General features: G+C 58.3%; 18 protein-coding genes. 10 read left to right on the top strand and 8 right to left on the bottom strand.

What is annotated here, in order from left to right:
- Genes IE188_RS11705 through IE188_RS11685 form a run of 5 tightly spaced genes read right to left on the bottom strand, consistent with a single transcriptional unit; the run spans window position 1 to window position 3,590 of the window.
- Window positions 1-1,575, bottom strand: coding sequence for a type I restriction-modification system subunit M (locus IE188_RS11705; RefSeq protein WP_191286691.1), 1,575 nt, complete (start codon window positions 1,573-1,575; stop codon window positions 1-3).
- The gene (locus tag IE188_RS11700) at window positions 1,547-1,720 is read right to left on the bottom strand and encodes a hypothetical protein (RefSeq protein ID WP_191286690.1); all 174 of its coding nucleotides are present in this window, start codon (window positions 1,718-1,720) and stop codon (window positions 1,547-1,549) included. Before IE188_RS11700 ends, IE188_RS11705 begins: the two co-directional genes overlap by 29 nt.
- An 8-nt stretch (window positions 1,721-1,728) precedes the next feature.
- Window positions 1,729-2,532, bottom strand: coding sequence for a metallophosphoesterase (locus IE188_RS11695; protein ID WP_191286689.1), 804 nt, complete (start codon window positions 2,530-2,532; stop codon window positions 1,729-1,731).
- Window positions 2,533-2,541: 9 nt separating this feature from the next.
- Window positions 2,542-2,760, bottom strand: coding sequence for a hypothetical protein (locus IE188_RS11690; RefSeq protein ID WP_191286688.1), 219 nt, complete (start codon window positions 2,758-2,760; stop codon window positions 2,542-2,544).
- A complete protein-coding gene (locus tag IE188_RS11685) occupies window positions 2,757-3,590 on the bottom strand; it encodes a hypothetical protein (RefSeq protein ID WP_191286687.1) in 834 nt (277 codons plus the stop codon). Before IE188_RS11685 ends, IE188_RS11690 begins: the two co-directional genes overlap by 4 nt.
- Before the next feature lie 55 nt (window positions 3,591-3,645).
- Between IE188_RS11685 and IE188_RS11680 the strand changes: the two genes are divergently transcribed.
- Window positions 3,646-3,930, top strand: coding sequence for a helix-turn-helix domain-containing protein (locus tag IE188_RS11680; RefSeq protein ID WP_229836765.1), 285 nt, complete (start codon window positions 3,646-3,648; stop codon window positions 3,928-3,930).
- Between the two features lie 149 nt (window positions 3,931-4,079).
- Here IE188_RS11680 and IE188_RS11675 read toward each other — a convergent pair whose 3' ends face one another.
- On the bottom strand, window positions 4,080-5,222 hold the full coding sequence (locus IE188_RS11675; RefSeq protein ID WP_191286686.1) for an SAVED domain-containing protein: 1,143 nt from the start codon (window positions 5,220-5,222) through the stop codon (window positions 4,080-4,082).
- A gap of 16 nt (window positions 5,223-5,238) precedes the next feature.
- Entirely contained in the window at window positions 5,239-6,780 is a 1,542-nt protein-coding gene (locus IE188_RS11670; RefSeq protein ID WP_191286685.1) for a nucleotidyltransferase, read from the bottom strand.
- A gap of 135 nt (window positions 6,781-6,915) precedes the next feature.
- Here IE188_RS11670 and IE188_RS11665 point away from each other — a divergent pair, with 135 nt between their 5' ends.
- From IE188_RS11665 to IE188_RS11625, 9 genes are all read left to right on the top strand, one after another.
- Window positions 6,916-8,016 (top strand): helix-turn-helix domain-containing protein, encoded by a 1,101-nt coding sequence (locus IE188_RS11665; RefSeq protein WP_191286684.1) that lies wholly within the window; start codon window positions 6,916-6,918, stop codon window positions 8,014-8,016.
- On the top strand, window positions 7,997-8,515 hold the full coding sequence (locus tag IE188_RS11660; RefSeq protein ID WP_191286683.1) for a PIN domain-containing protein: 519 nt from the start codon (window positions 7,997-7,999) through the stop codon (window positions 8,513-8,515). The genes IE188_RS11665 and IE188_RS11660 overlap by 20 nt, the downstream gene beginning before the upstream one ends.
- A gap of 321 nt (window positions 8,516-8,836) precedes the next feature.
- Window positions 8,837-10,051, top strand: coding sequence for an AAA family ATPase (locus IE188_RS11655; protein ID WP_191286682.1), 1,215 nt, complete (start codon window positions 8,837-8,839; stop codon window positions 10,049-10,051).
- A 334-nt stretch (window positions 10,052-10,385) separates the two neighbouring features.
- Entirely contained in the window at window positions 10,386-10,634 is a 249-nt protein-coding gene (locus IE188_RS16890; RefSeq protein ID WP_191286681.1) for a helix-turn-helix domain-containing protein, read from the top strand.
- A 177-nt stretch (window positions 10,635-10,811) separates the two neighbouring features.
- Window positions 10,812-11,567: a TnsA endonuclease N-terminal domain-containing protein gene (locus IE188_RS11645; RefSeq protein WP_191286680.1), complete on the top strand. Its 756-nt coding sequence runs from the start codon at window positions 10,812-10,814 to the stop codon at window positions 11,565-11,567.
- Complete coding sequence (locus tag IE188_RS11640; RefSeq protein ID WP_191286679.1) at window positions 11,564-13,681, top strand: Mu transposase C-terminal domain-containing protein; 2,118 nt, start codon at window positions 11,564-11,566, stop codon at window positions 13,679-13,681. The genes IE188_RS11645 and IE188_RS11640 overlap by 4 nt, the downstream gene beginning before the upstream one ends.
- A complete protein-coding gene (locus IE188_RS11635; protein WP_229836764.1) occupies window positions 13,678-14,679 on the top strand; it encodes a TniB family NTP-binding protein in 1,002 nt (333 codons plus the stop codon). Before IE188_RS11640 ends, IE188_RS11635 begins: the two co-directional genes overlap by 4 nt.
- Window positions 14,676-16,526 (top strand): TniQ family protein, encoded by a 1,851-nt coding sequence (locus IE188_RS11630; protein WP_191286678.1) that lies wholly within the window; start codon window positions 14,676-14,678, stop codon window positions 16,524-16,526. The genes IE188_RS11635 and IE188_RS11630 overlap by 4 nt, the downstream gene beginning before the upstream one ends.
- A 104-nt stretch (window positions 16,527-16,630) precedes the next feature.
- A complete protein-coding gene (locus tag IE188_RS11625; protein ID WP_191286677.1) occupies window positions 16,631-17,647 on the top strand; it encodes a hypothetical protein in 1,017 nt (338 codons plus the stop codon).
- Window positions 17,648-17,826: 179 nt separating this feature from the next.
- Here the strand turns inward: IE188_RS11625 and IE188_RS11620 are convergent, their stop codons facing one another.
- The gene (locus tag IE188_RS11620; protein ID WP_407648239.1) at window positions 17,827-18,369 is read right to left on the bottom strand and encodes a tyrosine-type recombinase/integrase; all 543 of its coding nucleotides are present in this window, start codon (window positions 18,367-18,369) and stop codon (window positions 17,827-17,829) included.
- Window positions 18,370-18,454: the final 85 nt, after the last annotated feature.

Genomic DNA, 18,454 nt, shown 5'->3' with positions numbered 1-18,454 from the left:
TCATAGCGGAGCTTCCAGACCAAGCTCGGCGCAGAATCCTCGCAGTTCTTCGTCCACGTCGCGCATATTCAGGTTGATCTGTTCGACGCGGCGCGTCACTTCCTCCAGATCGACGGGCGGTTCCGGCACGAAGGTGTCGACATAGCGTGGGATGTTGAGGTTGAAATCGTTTTCTTCGATCTCGGCCAAAAGCGCCCGATGCGTAAACCGTTCTTCCTCGGCGCGGGTCCGATAGGCCTCAACGATGCGGTTCACGTTGTCTTCGCCAAGCCAGTTTTGGTTTTTCCCGCGCTGGAAACAGGTTGATGCATCGACGAACAGGACGTCCTCGGTTTCCTTGCATTTCTTCAACACCAGAATGCAGGTGGGAATGGCTGTGCCATAGAAGATGTTCTCTGGCAGGCCAATCACCGCATCCAGCCAGTTGCGACGGATCAGGAATTCGCGGATCGCTCCTTCGGCCCCGCCCCGGAACAGCACCCCATGCGGCAGGATCACGGCCATGGTGCCGTCTTCGTCCAGATGATGAAGCATATGCTGGACAAAGGCAAAATCGGCCTTGGACGCGGGCGCGAGGCGACCGTATTCGGCGAAGCGGTCGTCGCTCTCGAAGATCTTGTTGGCCGACCATTTGGCCGAAAACGGCGGGTTGGCGACGATGGCCTCGAATGTCTGGCCCATATGCTGGGGATGTTCCAGCGTGTCTTCTTGCTGGATATCGAAATCGAGGTAATGCACCCCATGCAGGATCATGTTCATCCGCGCGAGGTTGTAGGTGGTGCGGTTCAGTTCCTGCCCGACAAACTCGCCCACGGATTTGTTGGACTTCTTGTAGCCCAGTTCCCGGGCCACGCGCAGCAACAGCGAGGCCGACCCACACGTTGGGTCATAGACCGACCGCAGGCGCGCCTTGCCGGTGGTCACGATCTTGGCAAGCACGGTCGAGACCTGTTGCGGGGTGTAGAATTCGCCCGCTTTCTTGCCCGCGCCGGATGCGAATTTGCCGATCAAATATTCATAGGCATCGCCCAGAACGTCCGAATTCGAGTTGGTCAGTTCGAAGTCGATGGAGTCCAGATGGGCCAGCACCTTGGAGATCAGCGTGTTGCGCGCCTCGTTGCTGCGGCCCAGCTTACTGGAGTTCAGGTCGAGATCTTCGAACAGGTTGACGAAATCCTCCTCGGACTCGTTGCCCATGGTGGATTTCTGGATGTTGTTGAGCGTGTCGGACAGCTCGGCAAGGATGAAGCTACCGGGCTCCGCACCGCGCGTGGCGACCTCCGAGAACAGCTCGCGCGGACGCAGATAGTAGCCGAGGCTGTCGATACAGTTTTCCTGCACCGCCCCAAGAATGCCTTTGTGGACTGGGTCGGTTTCATCGAGCGAAGCGAAGGCAAGGCCTTCGGATTTGAGAAGCTCCTGATCGACGTAGATGTGCAGGCGTTCGGACAGGTATTTGTAGAAAATGAACCCGAGGATGTAGTCGCGGAACTCGTCGGCATCCATTCGACCCCGCAGTTCATTCGCGATATCCCATAGCTTTTGTTCAAGCTTCTTCTTCTGTTCCTCGGTCATTTGCCTGCCCCTTGATTTTTCTGTCCGCGACCGTGGCAGCGCCGCAGTTCAAGGTTTGTTTACCCGCAAAAATGCCCAAACATAAAGGGTTTTTACCGGGGCGACTGGGGGCAGCCAGGCTTTCTCTTTCGGTTGCTTTGGTCAACTTTGGGGTCAAATCTCCAGCACACAGGCCGGGTCGAACTCAGCCCCTTCGCCCGGATACCCTCGCTGGTTCGTGACGAAACGGATCGGGCCGTGCTCGCCTTCGAGCGTTTGGCTCTCGCCCTCGTGGCTATGCCCCCATATCCATGTGTCGATGTTGAAACCCCGGATCTCGTCCCAAAGGTCGCTGGCAAAGCCGTTGTTCATCGCGCGCTTCTCGTGGCCGCCGATGGTGCGCCACGGGGCGATCAACTCGCGCAGCGGCAGGTGATGGGTCATGACCACGGTTGGGCCGTCAAATGGGACGCGCAGGGCGGCGAGGATCGCAGCCTTGTCCTGTGCATGGCGGTCCAGCATGTCATCGACGGTAAAGCGGGTATCGAGCGCGGTGCGAATGGCGCGGTAGTCCTGCATGTAGGCCGAGACCATGAGCCGCGCGAGTTGGTCGAACTCTGGATAGAGCCGCAGATCCGTCCAGAGCGTTGCGCCGATGATGCGCACGCCCGCGATCTCGGTCATTGCCCCGCGCAGAACGCGGATGTCGAGACCTTCGGCGCGCAGTTCGGTAAGCTGGCGATCTTCGTCGGCCAACAGTTCTGACCAGACCGAGCCATAGGGTTCATGATTGCCCCAGATCACCACGACCGGACAGCCATATTTGCGCGCCGCCCGCGCCGGAATCTCCAAGTGCCGCCCTCGCGTGTGCGTATCGCCCGCGATCAGAACTCCGTCCACCGGCGCGGACAGGTCGGGCAGATCGAAGCCGCCCCAGAATTCGTCATGCAGGTCGCTCCAGACCAGAAACCGCGCCATCGCACCTGTTCACGCCACATATTCCCTGGCGATACCGTAATCGGCCAGCGCGAAGAGCACCACATCGAGGTTCGTTACGCCCAGTTCCGTGGCCTTGCGCATGATCTCGACATGCACACTCGTCGGAACGCGAAGCTCCATCACGGTGTCAGGGTCAAGCTCGGGGTTCTCGCGCAGAAAATCCAGCCACGCTGTCATGTTCTGCACTTTTTCGGCGGTCGTGGTCATAGCTTCATATCCGCAGGTTGGGTTGCCGTGTTCAGGGTTCCGTCGATCTGCGGACGAGCGGCAGTGCGATCCTGAACCATCAGATTGTAGTCGATCAGCCGGAAGGTCATGGTGATCGTCTCCGTGCCTTTCGTCCGGTATTCCGCGACATAGCTCATCCCGCATTTGCGTCCCTCGCCGAGAACCGGAGCAATGCGGTAATCGAACCGACCCTCGGTCGGCAGGCCGTGGGCGCAGGCTTCGTAGGAATACATGTCGTAGGGTTCAGGCATCGGGATCGGCTCGTAAGCGCGATCCAGAGCCCACCGCCACATCCTGTCACCCCTGTCCGGCAGGTCAGACGGCTTGCCGTAGAGCCCTTCCAGCTGCGCCAACAACGCTGCTTTATCCGGCCCATCCCCTGCGGCAACACGCACCTCGCGGCGGATCGCGGTCACGACCGAGCCGATGGCCGGGCTGGAGACATCGATCTGGATGCTGTCATACGGCTTGTTGCTCTGATTGCGCAGGAAGAAGTCGATCCCCGGCGTGACATAGCCGACCCGCAGCTTCGTGCGAAACACCTTGCCCGCCGGATTTTCCACCTGAAGCGTACCTTCGACCGGCGAAAGCTCCTGCCCGAGATGCGCCTCAATCAGCGCAACCGCCTCGTCGATCGGCATGCCGGGTTTCACCCCGAGAATGGCGAAGTCGTAGGGGCGCACGGAGGCAGGCTGGGTCTCGCTCAGTGTGTCGTAGCCCTCCGGCTGCGGAAGGGATTGGGCGAAGGTTCGTGACGGAGCTGAGCCCGCCAACGCTACGGCAAGCAGAATAATCGGCAATCGGAACATCAGGCGAAATCCCCGGATTATGACTATTGTTATTAATAATGACTATAGTCATTAGATGCGCGGTGCAAGCTTCTCCATTAACTTGGGGATGGAGCGTAGCAACCCGGAACTCTTGAAAGCCTTCGCAACCGTGCTTCGGCAGCGGCGAAAGGAGGCCGGGCTATCGCAGGAAGAGCTCGCGTTCCGGTGCGATCTTTCGATGAGCTATATTTCACTTCTGGAGACGCAGAACCGGCAGCCGACGCTGACGGCATTGCATGCAATTTCGCTTCAACTGGGAACCTCCGCCTCGGCACTTCTGGCAGAAGTGGAAAAGACGCTTGAGACCGGCGGTCGCTGAACACCGCGCGCAGTTTCGTGCGGTCGGCGTGGAGACAGGCGAATGTCGGGAATGCCTGCCAGGGTCGATCCCTGAAGCGTGGCACCTGACCCTCTCACAGGCTCCGGAAATGCGCCCCGTTTTCCCTTCCCGTGCAGAGACGGCCGCGCTCAGGCGGCTGCCGGAGGGGATGGCGCCGCGACACTTCTGACAATCTGCGCAGCGCTCCACCCGTGGGTGGGCATCTGAACCGCCCAAGGAAACGGTGGCGACGCCGAACGCTCGTACTGGTAGACCAGCACCTCGGGATGCAGTCTGTCATCGAGGTGCCGGCCCAGAGTGAATACAACGCTGTTGGGGGCTGCGATGAACAGGTGAACGCGTTTGACCCCTTTCGCCATGAGGTCTCCCAGAAGATCCGTGAAGTCTTTCGCCATGGCAGATTGCTTGTCGGCAGACCAGTGCGCCGTCGTGCTCAGAGTTGGCAAAGCGAGGCGGATCAGAGGCATATCACCGAGAGTCGCCCTGATACCGTCTGCGTCCGACGGGTAAGAAACAGCGACGGCCAAAGCTACCACCGGAACATCGTCCTTCAGACCTTCGACTCCGAAAACGCCGAACCGGTCTCCGTCATCTTCGCCGTCAGGTTCGCGCCATTTTTCCGCGAAACGATCCCAGTCCATCACTGTAAGACCAGCTTCATTCCCGACCATCATGCCGGTCAGGAACGTCAGCGGTACAGGGGCCATGCCACCGTAGACCAGCCTGACGTTGCCAGGACCCGCCGCATCACGCTTCTGACGAAGCTGTTGCCGCAATCCGGCAATCTGTGAGAGTGCATCTTCGGGACTGCTGATCTGACTCGTCGAGGTCGACTGCCGGTGGTCGACCGGCAGGACATCGATACGGCCTTTCAGGCGCTTCGGCACGGCAGAGGCAAGGGGAGTATCAACGGTCTGGTGCAGCCCGCGGTGCTCCAGCACAACCACGCTCTGCTTCCTGAGCTGCCGCCGGTCGGCGATGTGATCGATCACACCAAGGACACCCCCCGCAGCGAGGAGCAGAATGCCGAGGAAGACGGCGATCTGGGACCAGTAGACCGATAGCCCGCCACCATCCGCCTGCGCGGCCAGCCGCAGTACGCGGTCCGCATCGATCCAGGAAAGATCGCCGGCCAGCCCGCCGACGCCCAACCCGGCGACGATCAATGTGACACCGGCACGCAGCAACCTCGACGGCCAGGACGGGATCCGGAAGACATAGGTGATCAATCCATCGAAAAACCGGTCACCATGTTTGCGCCAGAAAGACATGTCTTCAGCCTCCGGATCAGCCAATATTCACGATGAACTGACCGCTGCGCGCGGCCAGTTTGCCATTCTTCACAATGAAACACTCGATGCTGTGCTGGCCCCGATAGAGGGTGCTCTCAGAATGGGACAGACCACCCCGGACCGCCGCGTCCGGGCTGAAGCCTCCACGCAGACAATCCGCATCCTCGGCTTCCCGCCCGGTGTTCACGACCTGCCAGTAGACCTTGAAACGCCCGGTCACCGTCGTGTCCGCCTCAAAACGCAGACTGCAATTTCTGGGAAGCGGCGCGCCATTGCTCACGAAGTTCTGCGGCCTGAAACCCTGCTGCGTAAAGGTCGCCGCACGAATAGTCACGCGGCCTTCCGCAGCCTGCGGCCATCGCGGCTTTCGCATGTAGGCTGGCGCAAGGACGAGATTGACCGCACGGACCAGGCGCGCGGGAACACCCGGCCTTCTGGCCGGATTGCGACGCCCCAGTGCGCGTTCGACCAAACCCTGCCCCATGCGTTCGCTGAGGACGGCGCCGACACCGTCTGCAGTGAGCGCCTGATGTGCCGATGCGAAATCGCTGCGGGCCTGCTGAAGCCACTCATGGAATGCATCCCGACGCTCAGAGTGCTCTTCCCACTTGTCAGCAAAATTTTCCTCGGGGTCGGCCGGGTTTTCGACCCAGTCCACGCCATTGCGGCGGGTAATGTACCGGTCCATTCCCTGAAGGATCGAGAACAGCGCATCGGATAGGCGTTCTTCCTGATTATAGGCATGCGCAGCAAGGGTCGTGATCAGGATGGAGATCGGCTTGTCTTCCGGCCGGTCGCTGAACATGAGATCGCGATGGCGTTTTAGGATCTGGATAGCGCCCTGCAGCGGGGTACGCACCCGCCATGCCGGAACATCCTCAACGCTGGCCTGCATCCTGCGTGCCTCGTTGAGAGCACGACTTCTGAACGCCTGGCCCATCCGATCGCGAAACCAGAGCGCATAGCCTTTGGGATTGCTGTGCGGCCAGCGGCCGCCAGCCTGCCGGAAGCCGTCGTGTTCCTTGTCTGTGATCGCGAGCGCAGTTGCCCCCAGTCGGGCAAGCGCGGGGCCCGCTTCACTCAGATAGCGCCGCTTCTCGAAGTCAGGCACCGCAGGCAGGACATCCATGTGAAACTGTGCGCCATCTGCGTAGACCAGGGTCCAGCAGCGGCGTCCGTCTTCGGGTTTGCTCATGCCGTAACGCCGGGCATAGGCTTTGACCTCGACACCGACGCGACGTTTCAGCTCTGCCTGGGTCAGTGCCGACTTCTCGTATTCGAGACGGCAGACCATATCGATGTCATAGTCTTCTTCATCTGATGCGGGCCTGATCGCCGTTCCCAGCCTGAAAGAACCCTGCACATACACATCGGGGCTGTCGTTGCGTACAGTTGAATCCGGCCGGTGCAGCCACTCGCCGAGCGACTTGTAGCTGCGCTCAGCCTGTTCGTACCGGCCGGGCGGGACCTGAAGTTCCTCAACGAGATCTTCCAATAACTGATCGACAGGTCTGGTATTCGGCAATGGGAGCGCCATCACTTATGTCCCTTAAACAGAAATCATGAACCTGCATAAAGCACACCGATCGGCGGTCTTGCTCCGGATACAGACTTGGTTTACATATTTGGTATCAACTTCAAAAGTGTCAACCTTTGTGGTGGAGGATAAATCATGAACGGGCGGCGCCTCGAACTGGCCCGGAAGCGCGCCGGATATTCATTGCGCGGGCTTTCTGATGCGCTCGGCGGACAGCCAAGCCACCAGGCCATCCGAAAATATGAGAAGGGCGAAATGACCCCGGGCAGCAGCGTTCTGGTGGCGCTTGCCAAAGCGCTCGGCGTTTCGATCGATTTCCTGATGAGCGATCAGGTCCAGGCGCTCGAAGGGGTCGAGTTTCGCAAACTGTCCTCGACTTCGGCGAAGGATCGGTCCCGGGTCGAGGCTGAGGTCATGGATCAGGTTGACCGTTATCTGACCGTAGAAGAACTTCTCGAACTCGACACCGCACACTGGACCCCGCCGATCCGGCCAGTACGGCTGAATGACGAGGGCGGAGCGGAGGAAATCGCCGATCAGGTCCGTGATGCCTGGGATCTAGGTGACGATCCTATCCCGAACCTCACCGAACTTCTGGAAGAGCGCGGCCTCAAGGTCTTCCTGATTGAGCTCCCACAATCGGTCTCGGGACTGACCTGCTGGGTTACCCGCCCAGGCGATGGCAGACAAATGCCCGTCATCGTCGTCAATCGGAACCATGGCCTCGAACGCCGTCGCTTCACTCTTGCCCATGAACTTGCGCACAGGGTTCTGAACTCCGACGCGCCGGTCAATATCGAACGGGCAGCAAACCGGTTCGCCGGAGCGTTCCTCGTCCCAGCAAGCCATCTGCGTCATCGGGTCAGTTCAGCGCAGCATCCCGGTCGGCGGCAGATCAGCTACGGCGAGATCGTTCGCCTGAAACGTTTCTACCGCGTCAGCGCTGCAGCACTTCTGATGCGCCTCGGACAGATCGACGTTTTGTCCGGGTCAGCTGTACAGTACGCGTTCCAGACCGTCGCAAGCACCTGGCGTAAGAATGAGCCCGAACCGCTTGAGGAGAGTGCCGGGTGCATCTTCGAGGAGCCCCGCCGCTTCGAACGCCTCTGTTACTGGGCACTGGCCGAGCACCTTATTGCCCCCACCCGTGCCGCACAGTTGCTGCAGGTTCCCATGACCACTATTGAGGCGGCGCTGCGTGGGCCGGTAAAGGCCAATGCGGATCGTCATCAGTGATACCAGTTGCCTGATCGACCTGAGAAAAGGCGGACTGCTTTCCGGGCTGCTTGCCTTGCCGTACCAGTTCGCCATCCCTCTGCCGCTCTTCGAGGATGAACTCCTCGACATGTCCGGACGTGAGAAGCAAATGCTGATTGACAGCGGGCTGGAGGTCTGGGACCTGAGTGGCGAACAGGTGAAACGCTCAGGCGATGTTCAGCGGGGAAACCGGGCCCTCACGATCAATGATTGTTTCGCGTTCATTGCGGCTGCGGACACGTCGGACGCGATCCTGCTGACGGGAGACGGACCGCTGAGGCGGTTTGCATCGGCGCAGGCAGTCGAGGTGCATGGCGTCCTCTGGGCGGTCGACGAGATGCACGCCGCATCCGTCATGCCCCCTCAGGTCCTCTATCGCGCGCTGGTCATCTTTGAAGAAGATCCGACGGTCTGGCTGCCGGTCGCCGAGCACACCCGTCGATTGCAGAAGTTCAGAAAGCTGAGCCAGGCACGTTGACGACCGGCTGACGGGAATCGGGCGACGCTGGATCAGGAAATGCAAAATCCGCGTAGTTGAGCAAGTATAGTCTTTCTAGGAGTGTTCGGCCAGCTGAGCCGAGTTCTGTCACTCGTGACGTCCTGCCAGAATGGCGAAAATGCGGACTTTTCTGTCAGTGGCCGCCCCTTACATCAACGACCGTTTTCCGGGCAAGACGAATTGATTGGCTCTTCTGAGGGCAGTAAAGTTGACAAAATCCCGGTCCGAACAAGAGCAGTAGTTCCTATTAGGTGAAACTTGGCAACAAACAGTCGAAAAGCAACAATCCTCAGCAGAGCTATGGATACCTACCTGCAATCCGGCGACTTTAATGGGATGGGCGTGGCGCAGTTAACGCACATTGGGGATACGGAACTGATCAAAGAACTGATCGCGGATGGCCGGTTGGACCTTGTTCGCGGTGATGGGCACCCAAACCCACATATCAAAGCATTCCACGCAGAACCGATCGACGTTCAGCTTAGAAAAATTGATGAAGCTGGACTCGCTGGATGCCTATACCCCACACCGCAGCTACTTGCCGAAATTGATGCCGGGGCCAATGAAGCCGCGCCGTATACCAGGGCGCTAAAGGAAGGCGCGCCTCAGTTGAGCTATCGCGCCTTCGATTTACGGGCGCTCGAATGGTACCGTAACGATCCACGCTTCAGTTTTGACGTTGATGACATTCACGGACGGATACTACAAAAAGACGGAACGCGAATTGCGGATCGAGCGGTTGTCCGTGACGGTCTCGAGTTCTTTGAGTTTGGCTTCGCCTACGATGACGACATGCATCGCGCCATTGCAGCCTTCATTCGGTATTTGCATGATCTCCCGGAAGCTCTTCAAATTGAAATGGAAAAACACGAGCTACACGGGTCGTATAAGCTTCATCCCGACTTCTTTCGCACCCAAATTGTTGGCGATTTTCCAGAGAATATGTCGATCTACGACGCCTTCCTTCAAGAAAAGATGCAGATAAACCGCTTTTGCAAGCAAATGGGCAAACCGCCGCTGTTTCGATCTGAGTTTGATGATCTCAGGCGCCCGAACGGTTTTGGCATTTTGCTCAGACCGACGAAAAAGGAGTTTCGGGACTTTGCGCTGTTGTTAGACCAGCTCTTGAGTGACGATTTGAATCGTGAATTTTTCAAAGACGATGTTGAGCTAAACCGGTACCTGACCGACGAGGATGGGAATCGTGTTACACAGTCAAAAGGTACAATCCAACTCTTAGAAGAGTGGATCGGGATAAAGTTCCGGCCTGGCGATCCGAAGCCGATGCAGGAAATGTTCGCCAATTTTCGGGCGGTCCGAAAAGAGCGGCAAAAACCAGCGCACAAGGTGGAAGACAATGAGTTTGACCAGAAGTACATCGTGGGACAGCGCGAGCTAATCCGTAGTGCCTTTGGCGCAGTGCACACTTTGAGAATGGTGCTGGAAAATCACCCGAATGTACGGAAACACGAAGTGCCTGACTATCTGCGGGAGGCAAAGGTCTGGACAATGTGAAAGCCGGTGACGCAGTCCCGAAGAATTCGGGCGGTGTTCGGTGCCCTGTACTGCCAAAGAGAAATGGCAGAACTTTTTTCTGCCGGCACCTTCGGGCTTCCTTCTGCCTGTGCCTCTGAATGCGCTCGCGGAACAACGCACTGAGATCATTCAGGAAAGCTTTCCGGGGGCGTTTCACAATCAATCTAAAAACAAATTGTTATTTGTTTTCCGATAGATACTCATATCCCGGTCAAGCTTCTCACCCCCTTCTCAACCGAATCAGACTGTGCAATTACTCGGGTGATTCGCCTCCGTTTTCAGGAGGCCTGCCTAGGACGTATTGATCTAACAGATGAAAAATAAAGGCGCGAAAATCGTAGATCTCGACCTGCACGCTTCGATCAAAGCGCGCCTGCGGGATGCTGGCTCCGGCATCAACGCCCTCGCCCGCGAGCTAGGGGTCACCCCCAGTACAATTACCACGGTCTCGCAGGGCTACCACAGATCACAGAGAATCCAGGAGGCCATAGCCCGCAAGCTTTCCACTACCCCAGAGACCATTTGGCCGGATCGGTACGAGGAGGACGACGATGTAAGCTGATCTCACTACCCAATAAAGCGAAAGCCTGGAAGCTGCAACCTCCCAGGCCTCCAAAGGGGGATCAAGAAACCCACCAAGTTCAGGTCTCTTGATCCTCCGTTTCGCACAAGAAGTCAAGAATAACACGGGCAGTTCTCTGGCCGTGCCCTGATGTTCATTGCTGAAAGGAGGACAGCCATGGCTGCTCCCGACAAACCCGTGCGTGCCGAAGGGCCGCTCGCCACTCACTCACGCGCATCGCTCCTTGCCCCCGCGGCACGAACCCGACACCGCCTGCCAGCCGAAAGCCGGGCATTCCGTAAAATCAGTTTTCGCTCCAGAACCAGCGTCAGAGGCATGATCCCTGTCTGGATACCCACGCAGGGCCTGCACCGGCGCGTCTGTTTTGAGAGCAAGCTGGAGCTGATCTTTATCACCCTCGCGGTGACCTCGGGCAAAGTCGCCGATCTGCTGGAGCAGCCCCCGGCCGTAAATTATTGCGATGCCAGCGGTAAAGAACGTTCCCACACATTTGATTTCCTCATCACCATGCACGACGGGCAGCGGCACGCCGTGGCTGTGCGCCCGGAAGAACGCGCGATCGCGAAACGCTTCGATGCAGATCTCGCTTTGATAGGCAGTCAGCTCCCCCCGGATTTTGCGGAGAACGTCATTCTGTTCACAGACAGTTGCGTCTCAACTGCCGATGCCATCAATGCCATGCGGTACTTTGAGCTCCTGAAACACGCGGATCCCGAGGCCGACACGACCATTCAGGAGGCTATCCGGTCCCTGTACCGGCCGGTTTCAATGTCAGATCTCTGTGCTGCGACGGGTCTTGCCGGTCGCGCCTATCGGGCGGCCTTTCGTGCGGTCATGAGCGGGTTGCTCAGGCAGGTATCGCCGGGGCTTATCGATCTGAACACCATGGTGGCGAAGGGAGGTGCGGCATGACACGGCTTAGTTTCTCCGGAACCGACCGGATCACCATCGGCAGCCAGACCTATCGACCGCTGAAATCCGACAAGACCCACCAGTATCTTGCCCGATGCGAGGCGCCGGACTGCATTGAGGCGTTTTCTCATGACCAGATGAGCGAACTGGCCACCGCGCCGGGGTGGCGCCATGAACGGGACTATTTCGCAGGTCAAAACGTCCGTAATAAAGCAAGCTCCCGCGCCCCGACTTTGGACGGGCTCGATGAGGAAACGCGCGGAAAAACCATCTGGCTCTACCTCGTCTGCATGGCAATGTACCGCCTGCATGAAGCGGGGGAACTGAAACTCACAGAGGCTGGCATCCGTCAGCACAGACAGCGGCTGGAGCAGATGGTTGCGGATCAGGAACTGGCCCGGCACTTTCTCGGGCGGCGGATCAGGGCCTCTGAGCGCCTGCCCCTGCGCCAGCTGCCCTCCGGGAGAACGTTGCTGGATCATCTGCGCACGCTGCGCAACAGCGGCTTCGACCCGATGACGCTCGCACCCCGCAAAACCGGATCGGGCTGGATATCCGGCTATTTCACTCACGACGTCGAAGCCCTGCTGCAGGACTGCGTGCTGACGTATGCCAGCGTGAACCGGCCAACGATGGAAGAAGTCATCGAACACACAAGACGCCGCTTCAAAGAAGAGAACGCGAACCGCGCGGCCGCGAACCTGAAGCCACTGCACACTCCCAGCCCTGCCACGATCCGGCGGCGCATCAATGCACTCGATCCTTTCGAGACGGATTGCGCGCGCCTCGGCCCGGACGCTGCGCGCAAAAAATATGCGATGTGGTCAGGTGGGCTCGACGTGCAGTTTCCGATGGAGAGGATCGAAGTCGACGAGTGGAATGTCGACCTGGTTACATATTTCACCAACCTGGGCCTTTATCAGATCATGACCGATGAACAGCGGCGTACCCTGCCAAAAGGGCGTCGCTGGATCTATGCTGCCATTGACTGTGCAAGCCGCTGCATTCTGGGGCTGCTGATTGTCGAAAACCCGTCGGCCGAGGCCGCTGTGCGGCTCCTGAAGATGATCGTGACGGACAAGAGCGATCTGGCCCGGGCCCTTGGCGCACAGTCGCCGTGGAACCAGCACGGTGGCATTTCCAGTGTGGCATGTGACACCGGCACGGCTTTCTTTGCCGATGCTTTCGTGGCCGCAGTCAACGGCCTTGGCGGTATCATGCAATTCGCGCCGGTCAAAATCCCCGAACTGCGCGGTCGGATTGAGCGCCCCTTCGGAACTCTTACAACAGGGCTCATGCCGCGTCTTTCCGGAAGGACCTTTTCCAATCCGCTCGAACGCGGGGACTATGACAGCGAAGGAACCGCCGCGCTCGATGACGACGATCTGGCGCGCATACTTACGTATTTCATCGTCGACTATTATCATAACAAGCCACATGGCGGTCTTGGAGGTCAGACCCCGGCCAATCGCTGGAAAGAACTCGTCCGTGATCGCGGGATCTCCGCCCCTCCGGACCGACATGTCCGCCGCACAGTTCTAGGTCACGAGTTCGAGCGCATCCTGTCGAAACGCGGCATCCGTTTCTTTGGCAACTTCTACAGCTGTCCGGAGCTGCGCGAAAAATTCAAGCGATCCAGAAACCGCAAATTCACCATCAGAATCGACCCTGAAGATATCGGGGAAATTTCCATCAGGATCGGGAATGAGTGGCACAGCGCCTCCCCTGTGAAAGGCAACTTCGATGGCATCTCACTGGCGGACTGGATTGCGGAAAACCGCGTCCTGCGGCAGCGCTATGCCAGTGAAGCGGAACTGACAGAAGACGTGCGGGACCGCGCGATCGCGAACATCCGGGCGATCGATAAGGCGGCACAGTTGCGCGCCGGGATCACACCTCAGAATCCGGGGAAGGCCCAACTCGCGCAGATCGAGCGCTCCCTGTTTCAGGCGCAGCAGATACTGGCCGAACCCGCACCAGCGGCCGCCCCGCAGCGGGAAGCTCCGTTCGGCCGTTTCATCGAACCCGCGCCATCCCGGAGGAAGAAGGTCGGCGAAACGCGAGGCCACACCTCTCTTCGTCAGTCTGACAGCTGGTCTCTGGAGGACGAATGATGACGCCCGCACAACAGAAAGCATTCGACATCGGACAAAAGATAATGGCCCTGCAACGACGCTTTGTCACGCATGCACGTTACCGCGAACTGGAAGCAAAATTCGATGCGCTGCTCTATCACCGGCGTGCCGGTATCGAGCTCGGGCAACATCATGAAGCGCATGGAATAGCGGTCATCGGCCGCTCCGGATCGGGAAAATCCACAGCGATCCGGCGTCTCTTCAGCAGGCACAGCGATCTGCAGCTGCTGGCCGACGGCGTAGTGCGCGCCGATGTCGTGAGCCTGACGGTGCCATCACCCGCTACGCTCAAACATGTCGGCCACTCCTGCCTTCAGGCGTTAGGCTACCCGATCCGCCGCGACCGGACTTCCGGCATCATCTGGGAACTCGTGCAGAACCACCTGCGCCAACGGCAAACTATGTTCCTGCATCTCGACGAAGCCCAGGATTTCTATTCCAGCCGCTTTCGTTCCGAGATGCAGGATGTGGTCAATACCCTCAAGTCAATCATGCAGAACAGGATCTGGCCGGTCGGGATTATTCTCAGCGGCATGCCCGGCCTCATGGATCTCTTCGATCTCGACACCCAGCTCGCAAGGCGCATCGAACCGATCCATTTCGCCCCTGTAAGTTATACTTCAGACGGCAAGAGCATCAGATCTGTCGTCGAGCAATACGCTCACGCTGGTTGCCTTGGGGTTGAGGCCATCATTCTTCAGGCCGAAACCGTCCGCAGGTTGATACATGCCGCTTCCGACGAGTTTGGTCTGGTCATCGAGATCATCATCGGTGCGATCGAAGAAGCGCTTGTAGCTGAGCGTAAAACTCTGGGCCTGCGGGACTTTGCATCAGCGTTTCGACGTCGCACGGGATGCATCGACGGGCTCAACCCCTTTCTCAGCGAAGATTTCCTGGCAATCAATGCTGGGAAGCTCCTGTCCTCGCTTGAGCGGGAGGATAGAAACTGGCGCCGGAAACGGGAAGAGCCGGCATGACCAGACTGGCCCTTACCGTTGCGCTCATGCCCTTTGAACCGGCAACCTCTTTTGTGTCCCGCCTGGCGTCACTGAACGGTTCGCCCTATGTGCAGGACTTCTGCTCGGACGTGGGACTGAACTGGAAGCGCCTCGTGGGTGGTGAGGCGCAAGCGCTGGCAGAGCTTTCAGAGCTGGCCGGTGTCGAAGCCGATGCGCTGGCAAGGTTTACCGTGAGACTTGTCGACAGCAGGCATTATGAACTGAACGGCGAGACCCTGACTGCAAGGTGTTTTACCCGCAGCCGCCAACTGGTCTGCCCGGAATGCCTGCGTGAGGATGTCAGAACCGCAGGCCCATATGCACCTCACTGCAGGATGCGCTGGCAGGTCGCACAGCTGCGACACTGCCCTGATCACGATGTTGAACTGACCGCTCTGCCGGAGGCCGACTATCCTCGACATGCCAGCGACTTTGCGGCACGGGTGCGGGACAGCCTCGCCGGACTGAGGGCTCCGGCACACGGGAAATGCACCCGCTTTGAAACTTGGCTTGCTCGACGATTGGGAGGCTGTTCTGACGGGACGTGGCTCAACCGGATCGACTTCGATGTCGTCACCTGTTTCTGCGAAAGTCTTGGTGTTCTGATGGTGCATGGAGCCGGGATGCGCCGCGAAAACCTGTCGGGCGCGCAGCTGTCTTACGCCGCCGATCAGGGCTTTCAGGCCTGCCTGTCCGGCGCAGAGGGGATCAGCAACGCGCTCTCCGATATTCAGAAAAACTCCGGGAGTGAGAGACCCGGATATTACACTGATTTTGGTCCCTTTGCCCGCTGGATGACACATAAGCGGAACTGCCCGAGGCACGCGCCCCTTATCGACATCGTGCGCAACTACATCTGGTCGCACTATCCAATCGACAAAGGTGAAGTCGTACTGGGGCAGCCTTGTCCGAAGAGGCAGTTACACAGTGCCCCCTCGGCATCTCAGGAATACGGCATCATGGGCGGCAGGATATATGCGATCCAGAGAGCCTTCGCGGCCCGTGCGGGCATCCCGTCTGAACACAGCAATCGCTTCTACTTTGATGTCGACAAGCACTCGGATTTCCTGCGCGATATCGCACGAGGCCTGCGCCGGAAGAAGGCCGGTGAATACCTTGGATGCCCGCCCTGTACCTTCGACAAGATTGCAGCTTCGGATCTCATCACTCCGACCTTCAAACTTGACGGATTCACTGAGAGCTATCCGCGCGAAGAACTTCAGAGGCTGCTCGACAGCTGTCTGCACGCGCCGGCCGGAGAAGGGTGCGACCGATCCGACTACGCCACCATTCGTGACAGCATCAGGATGACCAAGCTGAGCTATATCGAGACCATCAGACTGCTTCAGACCGGAAGCGCCCGGCACATTGCGCCCGTACGAGGCAGGGCGCATTTCGGGTCGTTTCTGGTCAACTGGCGGGATTTGAAGGCACTGGCCGGGCGTGACTGGCCCGAAGGCTACAGCAAGCGCGATCTGAAGCGCCTCCTCAGGGTCAACGATCCCACGATCGCCATGTTGACCCGTGAGGGGATTTTGCTGGGAGAAACGGTACGCTGCGCGCGCAATGGCCTGAGGATGACAACGTTTTCGCAGCGCTCCTTCAATCGTTTCCTGGACAGCTATGTGACCCTCGGCTGCCTTGCACATCAAATCGGAACCCAGGCAAAGCATGTCAGCAGCAAGCTCGAGAGGCTTGGGATCGATCCGATGCCGTTTCCGGCGCGCTACAGCAAGATCTACCCACGCGCCGTTATTGAAGATGCGTATTGTGAGTGTGCAGAGAACGACCGGTTGAAGTTGCTCTCGGTGGTCAGCGGTCGTTAGGTGCAGCGCAATTGACAATTGCATCTTATTGATGCAATTAGAGTCACCTAAATAATTCGATAAGAATCATGTGCGCTCTCAATACAGTTAACAGGAGTTTTACGATGAAAACGATGCTGGGTGATTTGCTGCGACGTGCGGTTTCAAGACCTGTTTCCATGCCCCAAAAAGCCGAGATGGAGGCCATTGATGCCAAAGCATTTACGGTCCGGCCAACCGCCGAGCTACGTGTTTATCTGGAAAAACGCGCCGAGCAACTGGGCGACCTGCCACTTAGCAATCTGGTGATGATGATCTTGTCTGCATTTAAGGACGCTGAAACCCAGGGCGAATATAGTGATTACGGTCACTATGACGACACGGCGAGGCGGACTGCCGAACGTATTCGGCATCTCTACAGCGCTTATGGCTACACCTTGATGGATGCCGTGCGAACACTTGAGGAGTACGGCATTACACCCGCCATCTTCCTCGACGACACCCTGCTGGTGGATAAGCTGAACGGCACCGCATATGCTGAGTTATCAGAAGCATTCTGTGTGCGCGAAGAGTGGCTGACCAACCCTCTCTATGACAATCAGATGAGCGAACGCCCAACCAGCAGACACAATTCCTATGCAATTCTCGCCGAAATCCTCAAACATGAGAACGATGGTATCCTGGAGAGGGTTATCCCAATCTGCAATTCTCGCGATGTTGTCGGAAACCAGCTGAATTACTCCGGCGAACATGACAAGGTTAATATCTCCATCGCGATCAAGCTAAAGCCACACCCCAAATACAAGCACGCGAGGGTCAAGGCTTGGAGTGAAATCCCCTTCGATTATGTAGATGCTCGTATTGAGTTCAAAGCTCTGCTCCTTCGTCTATATGAACAATATGCAGATAGCGCCATCTTCCAAGGGCAAGCGCTTGACCCCAAAACATACGAAAGGGTTTTGGCAGGAAGGGATGTTGTTCCCGCAAAAGTAGTGGATGGGTTGCGGACGCCTTGGGACGCAGAGTTCTATGTCGGAGCGACATGGGGTGACCATCCTCCGCTCGATCAAGAAGAGTTACCAAGCGTTCGAGAATTCGCTGACCAGCACCTGAAGCTGAGCAAGACGCAAACTTCAGCCTAGATCGCCTCTCGAGCACATTCCGATCAGTCACTGAGAAGGTCGCCACTTTGCTTGGCGGCCTTTTTTGATGTTGCGAAAGACAATCTGATTCCAGTGGCACATTCTTTGATTCCGAGCATCAGCCACTTCAATGATTTCAGGCAGTTAAGCATGGCCAGCCCGCATGAAATCTTGATTCGTCACAATAGATTATCCTTTCCCTGCTTGGGGTTGGTATCTGATTTGACGAACCTCTTGGGAAGGTTCGCCAAATCGCGCTCGCCGTTGGGGCGGGCGATCAGTTTCTCAATCGCGGAATCGGCCATGCCTTCGCGGCCTGCGGCCTCGGTGTAGCGTTGCACAAGTGCCAGCGTTTTGTGCCCGGTTACCGCGCCGATCTCGTGCGCGGTGGCCCCAGCCTCGGCGAGACGGCGCGCGCAGGCCTTGCGGAGGCCGTGCGCGGAACACTGGGGCAGTTTGGCGTCCTCGGTCCATCGCTGCATGAGATTGCCCAAGCCGCCTGCCGACCGCATAGTGCCCTTCTGTGTGGCCAGGAAGGGCCGGTCCTTCGGCAACCTGTCCAGTACTTCGGCCAGGTCTGGGTGGATCGGCACCGAAACCAACACACCACCTGACCGTTGCGTCTTCTGTCGCCGGTACTCGATCTTGCCGTTACGGACGTTCTTCGGCCCCAGCTTCACCGCGTCCACCCGCGCCGCGCCGGTGTAGAGCATCAAGCTCACCGCCGTATGTGCCAGGGTGCCCGGTGTCTGACGTCAGCGCCAATGGGACAGATTAGGCTGAATTGATAAGAGAGGGTTTCTGGCT

Source organism: Aliiroseovarius zhejiangensis (genome assembly GCF_014656375.1).
Lineage (GTDB): Bacteria > Pseudomonadota > Alphaproteobacteria > Rhodobacterales > Rhodobacteraceae > Aliiroseovarius > Aliiroseovarius zhejiangensis.
Note: the sequence above shows the minus strand (reverse complement) of the source record. Positions and strands in the feature narration are given on the sequence as shown.

Coding starts and splice junctions, on each gene's coding strand:
- IE188_RS11660 (WP_191286683.1), top strand. CDS start 7,997: ATGCGGATCGTCATCAGTGATACCAGTTGCCTGATCGACCTGAGAAAA.
- IE188_RS11665 (WP_191286684.1), top strand. CDS start 6,916: ATGAACGGGCGGCGCCTCGAACTGGCCCGGAAGCGCGCCGGATATTCA.
- IE188_RS11645 (WP_191286680.1), top strand. CDS start 10,812: ATGGCTGCTCCCGACAAACCCGTGCGTGCCGAAGGGCCGCTCGCCACT.
- IE188_RS11675 (WP_191286686.1), bottom strand. CDS start 5,222: ATGTCTTTCTGGCGCAAACATGGTGACCGGTTTTTCGATGGATTGATC.
- IE188_RS11685 (WP_191286687.1), bottom strand. CDS start 3,590: ATGTTCCGATTGCCGATTATTCTGCTTGCCGTAGCGTTGGCGGGCTCA.
- IE188_RS11690 (WP_191286688.1), bottom strand. CDS start 2,760: ATGACCACGACCGCCGAAAAAGTGCAGAACATGACAGCGTGGCTGGAT.
- IE188_RS16890 (WP_191286681.1), top strand. CDS start 10,386: ATGAAAAATAAAGGCGCGAAAATCGTAGATCTCGACCTGCACGCTTCG.
- IE188_RS11680 (WP_229836765.1), top strand. CDS start 3,646: ATGCGCGGTGCAAGCTTCTCCATTAACTTGGGGATGGAGCGTAGCAAC.
- IE188_RS11635 (WP_229836764.1), top strand. CDS start 13,678: ATGATGACGCCCGCACAACAGAAAGCATTCGACATCGGACAAAAGATA.
- IE188_RS11640 (WP_191286679.1), top strand. CDS start 11,564: ATGACACGGCTTAGTTTCTCCGGAACCGACCGGATCACCATCGGCAGC.
- IE188_RS11670 (WP_191286685.1), bottom strand. CDS start 6,780: ATGGCGCTCCCATTGCCGAATACCAGACCTGTCGATCAGTTATTGGAA.
- IE188_RS11630 (WP_191286678.1), top strand. CDS start 14,676: ATGACCAGACTGGCCCTTACCGTTGCGCTCATGCCCTTTGAACCGGCA.
- IE188_RS11705 (WP_191286691.1), bottom strand. CDS start 1,575: ATGACCGAGGAACAGAAGAAGAAGCTTGAACAAAAGCTATGGGATATC.
- IE188_RS11625 (WP_191286677.1), top strand. CDS start 16,631: ATGAAAACGATGCTGGGTGATTTGCTGCGACGTGCGGTTTCAAGACCT.
- IE188_RS11655 (WP_191286682.1), top strand. CDS start 8,837: ATGGATACCTACCTGCAATCCGGCGACTTTAATGGGATGGGCGTGGCG.
- IE188_RS11695 (WP_191286689.1), bottom strand. CDS start 2,532: ATGGCGCGGTTTCTGGTCTGGAGCGACCTGCATGACGAATTCTGGGGC.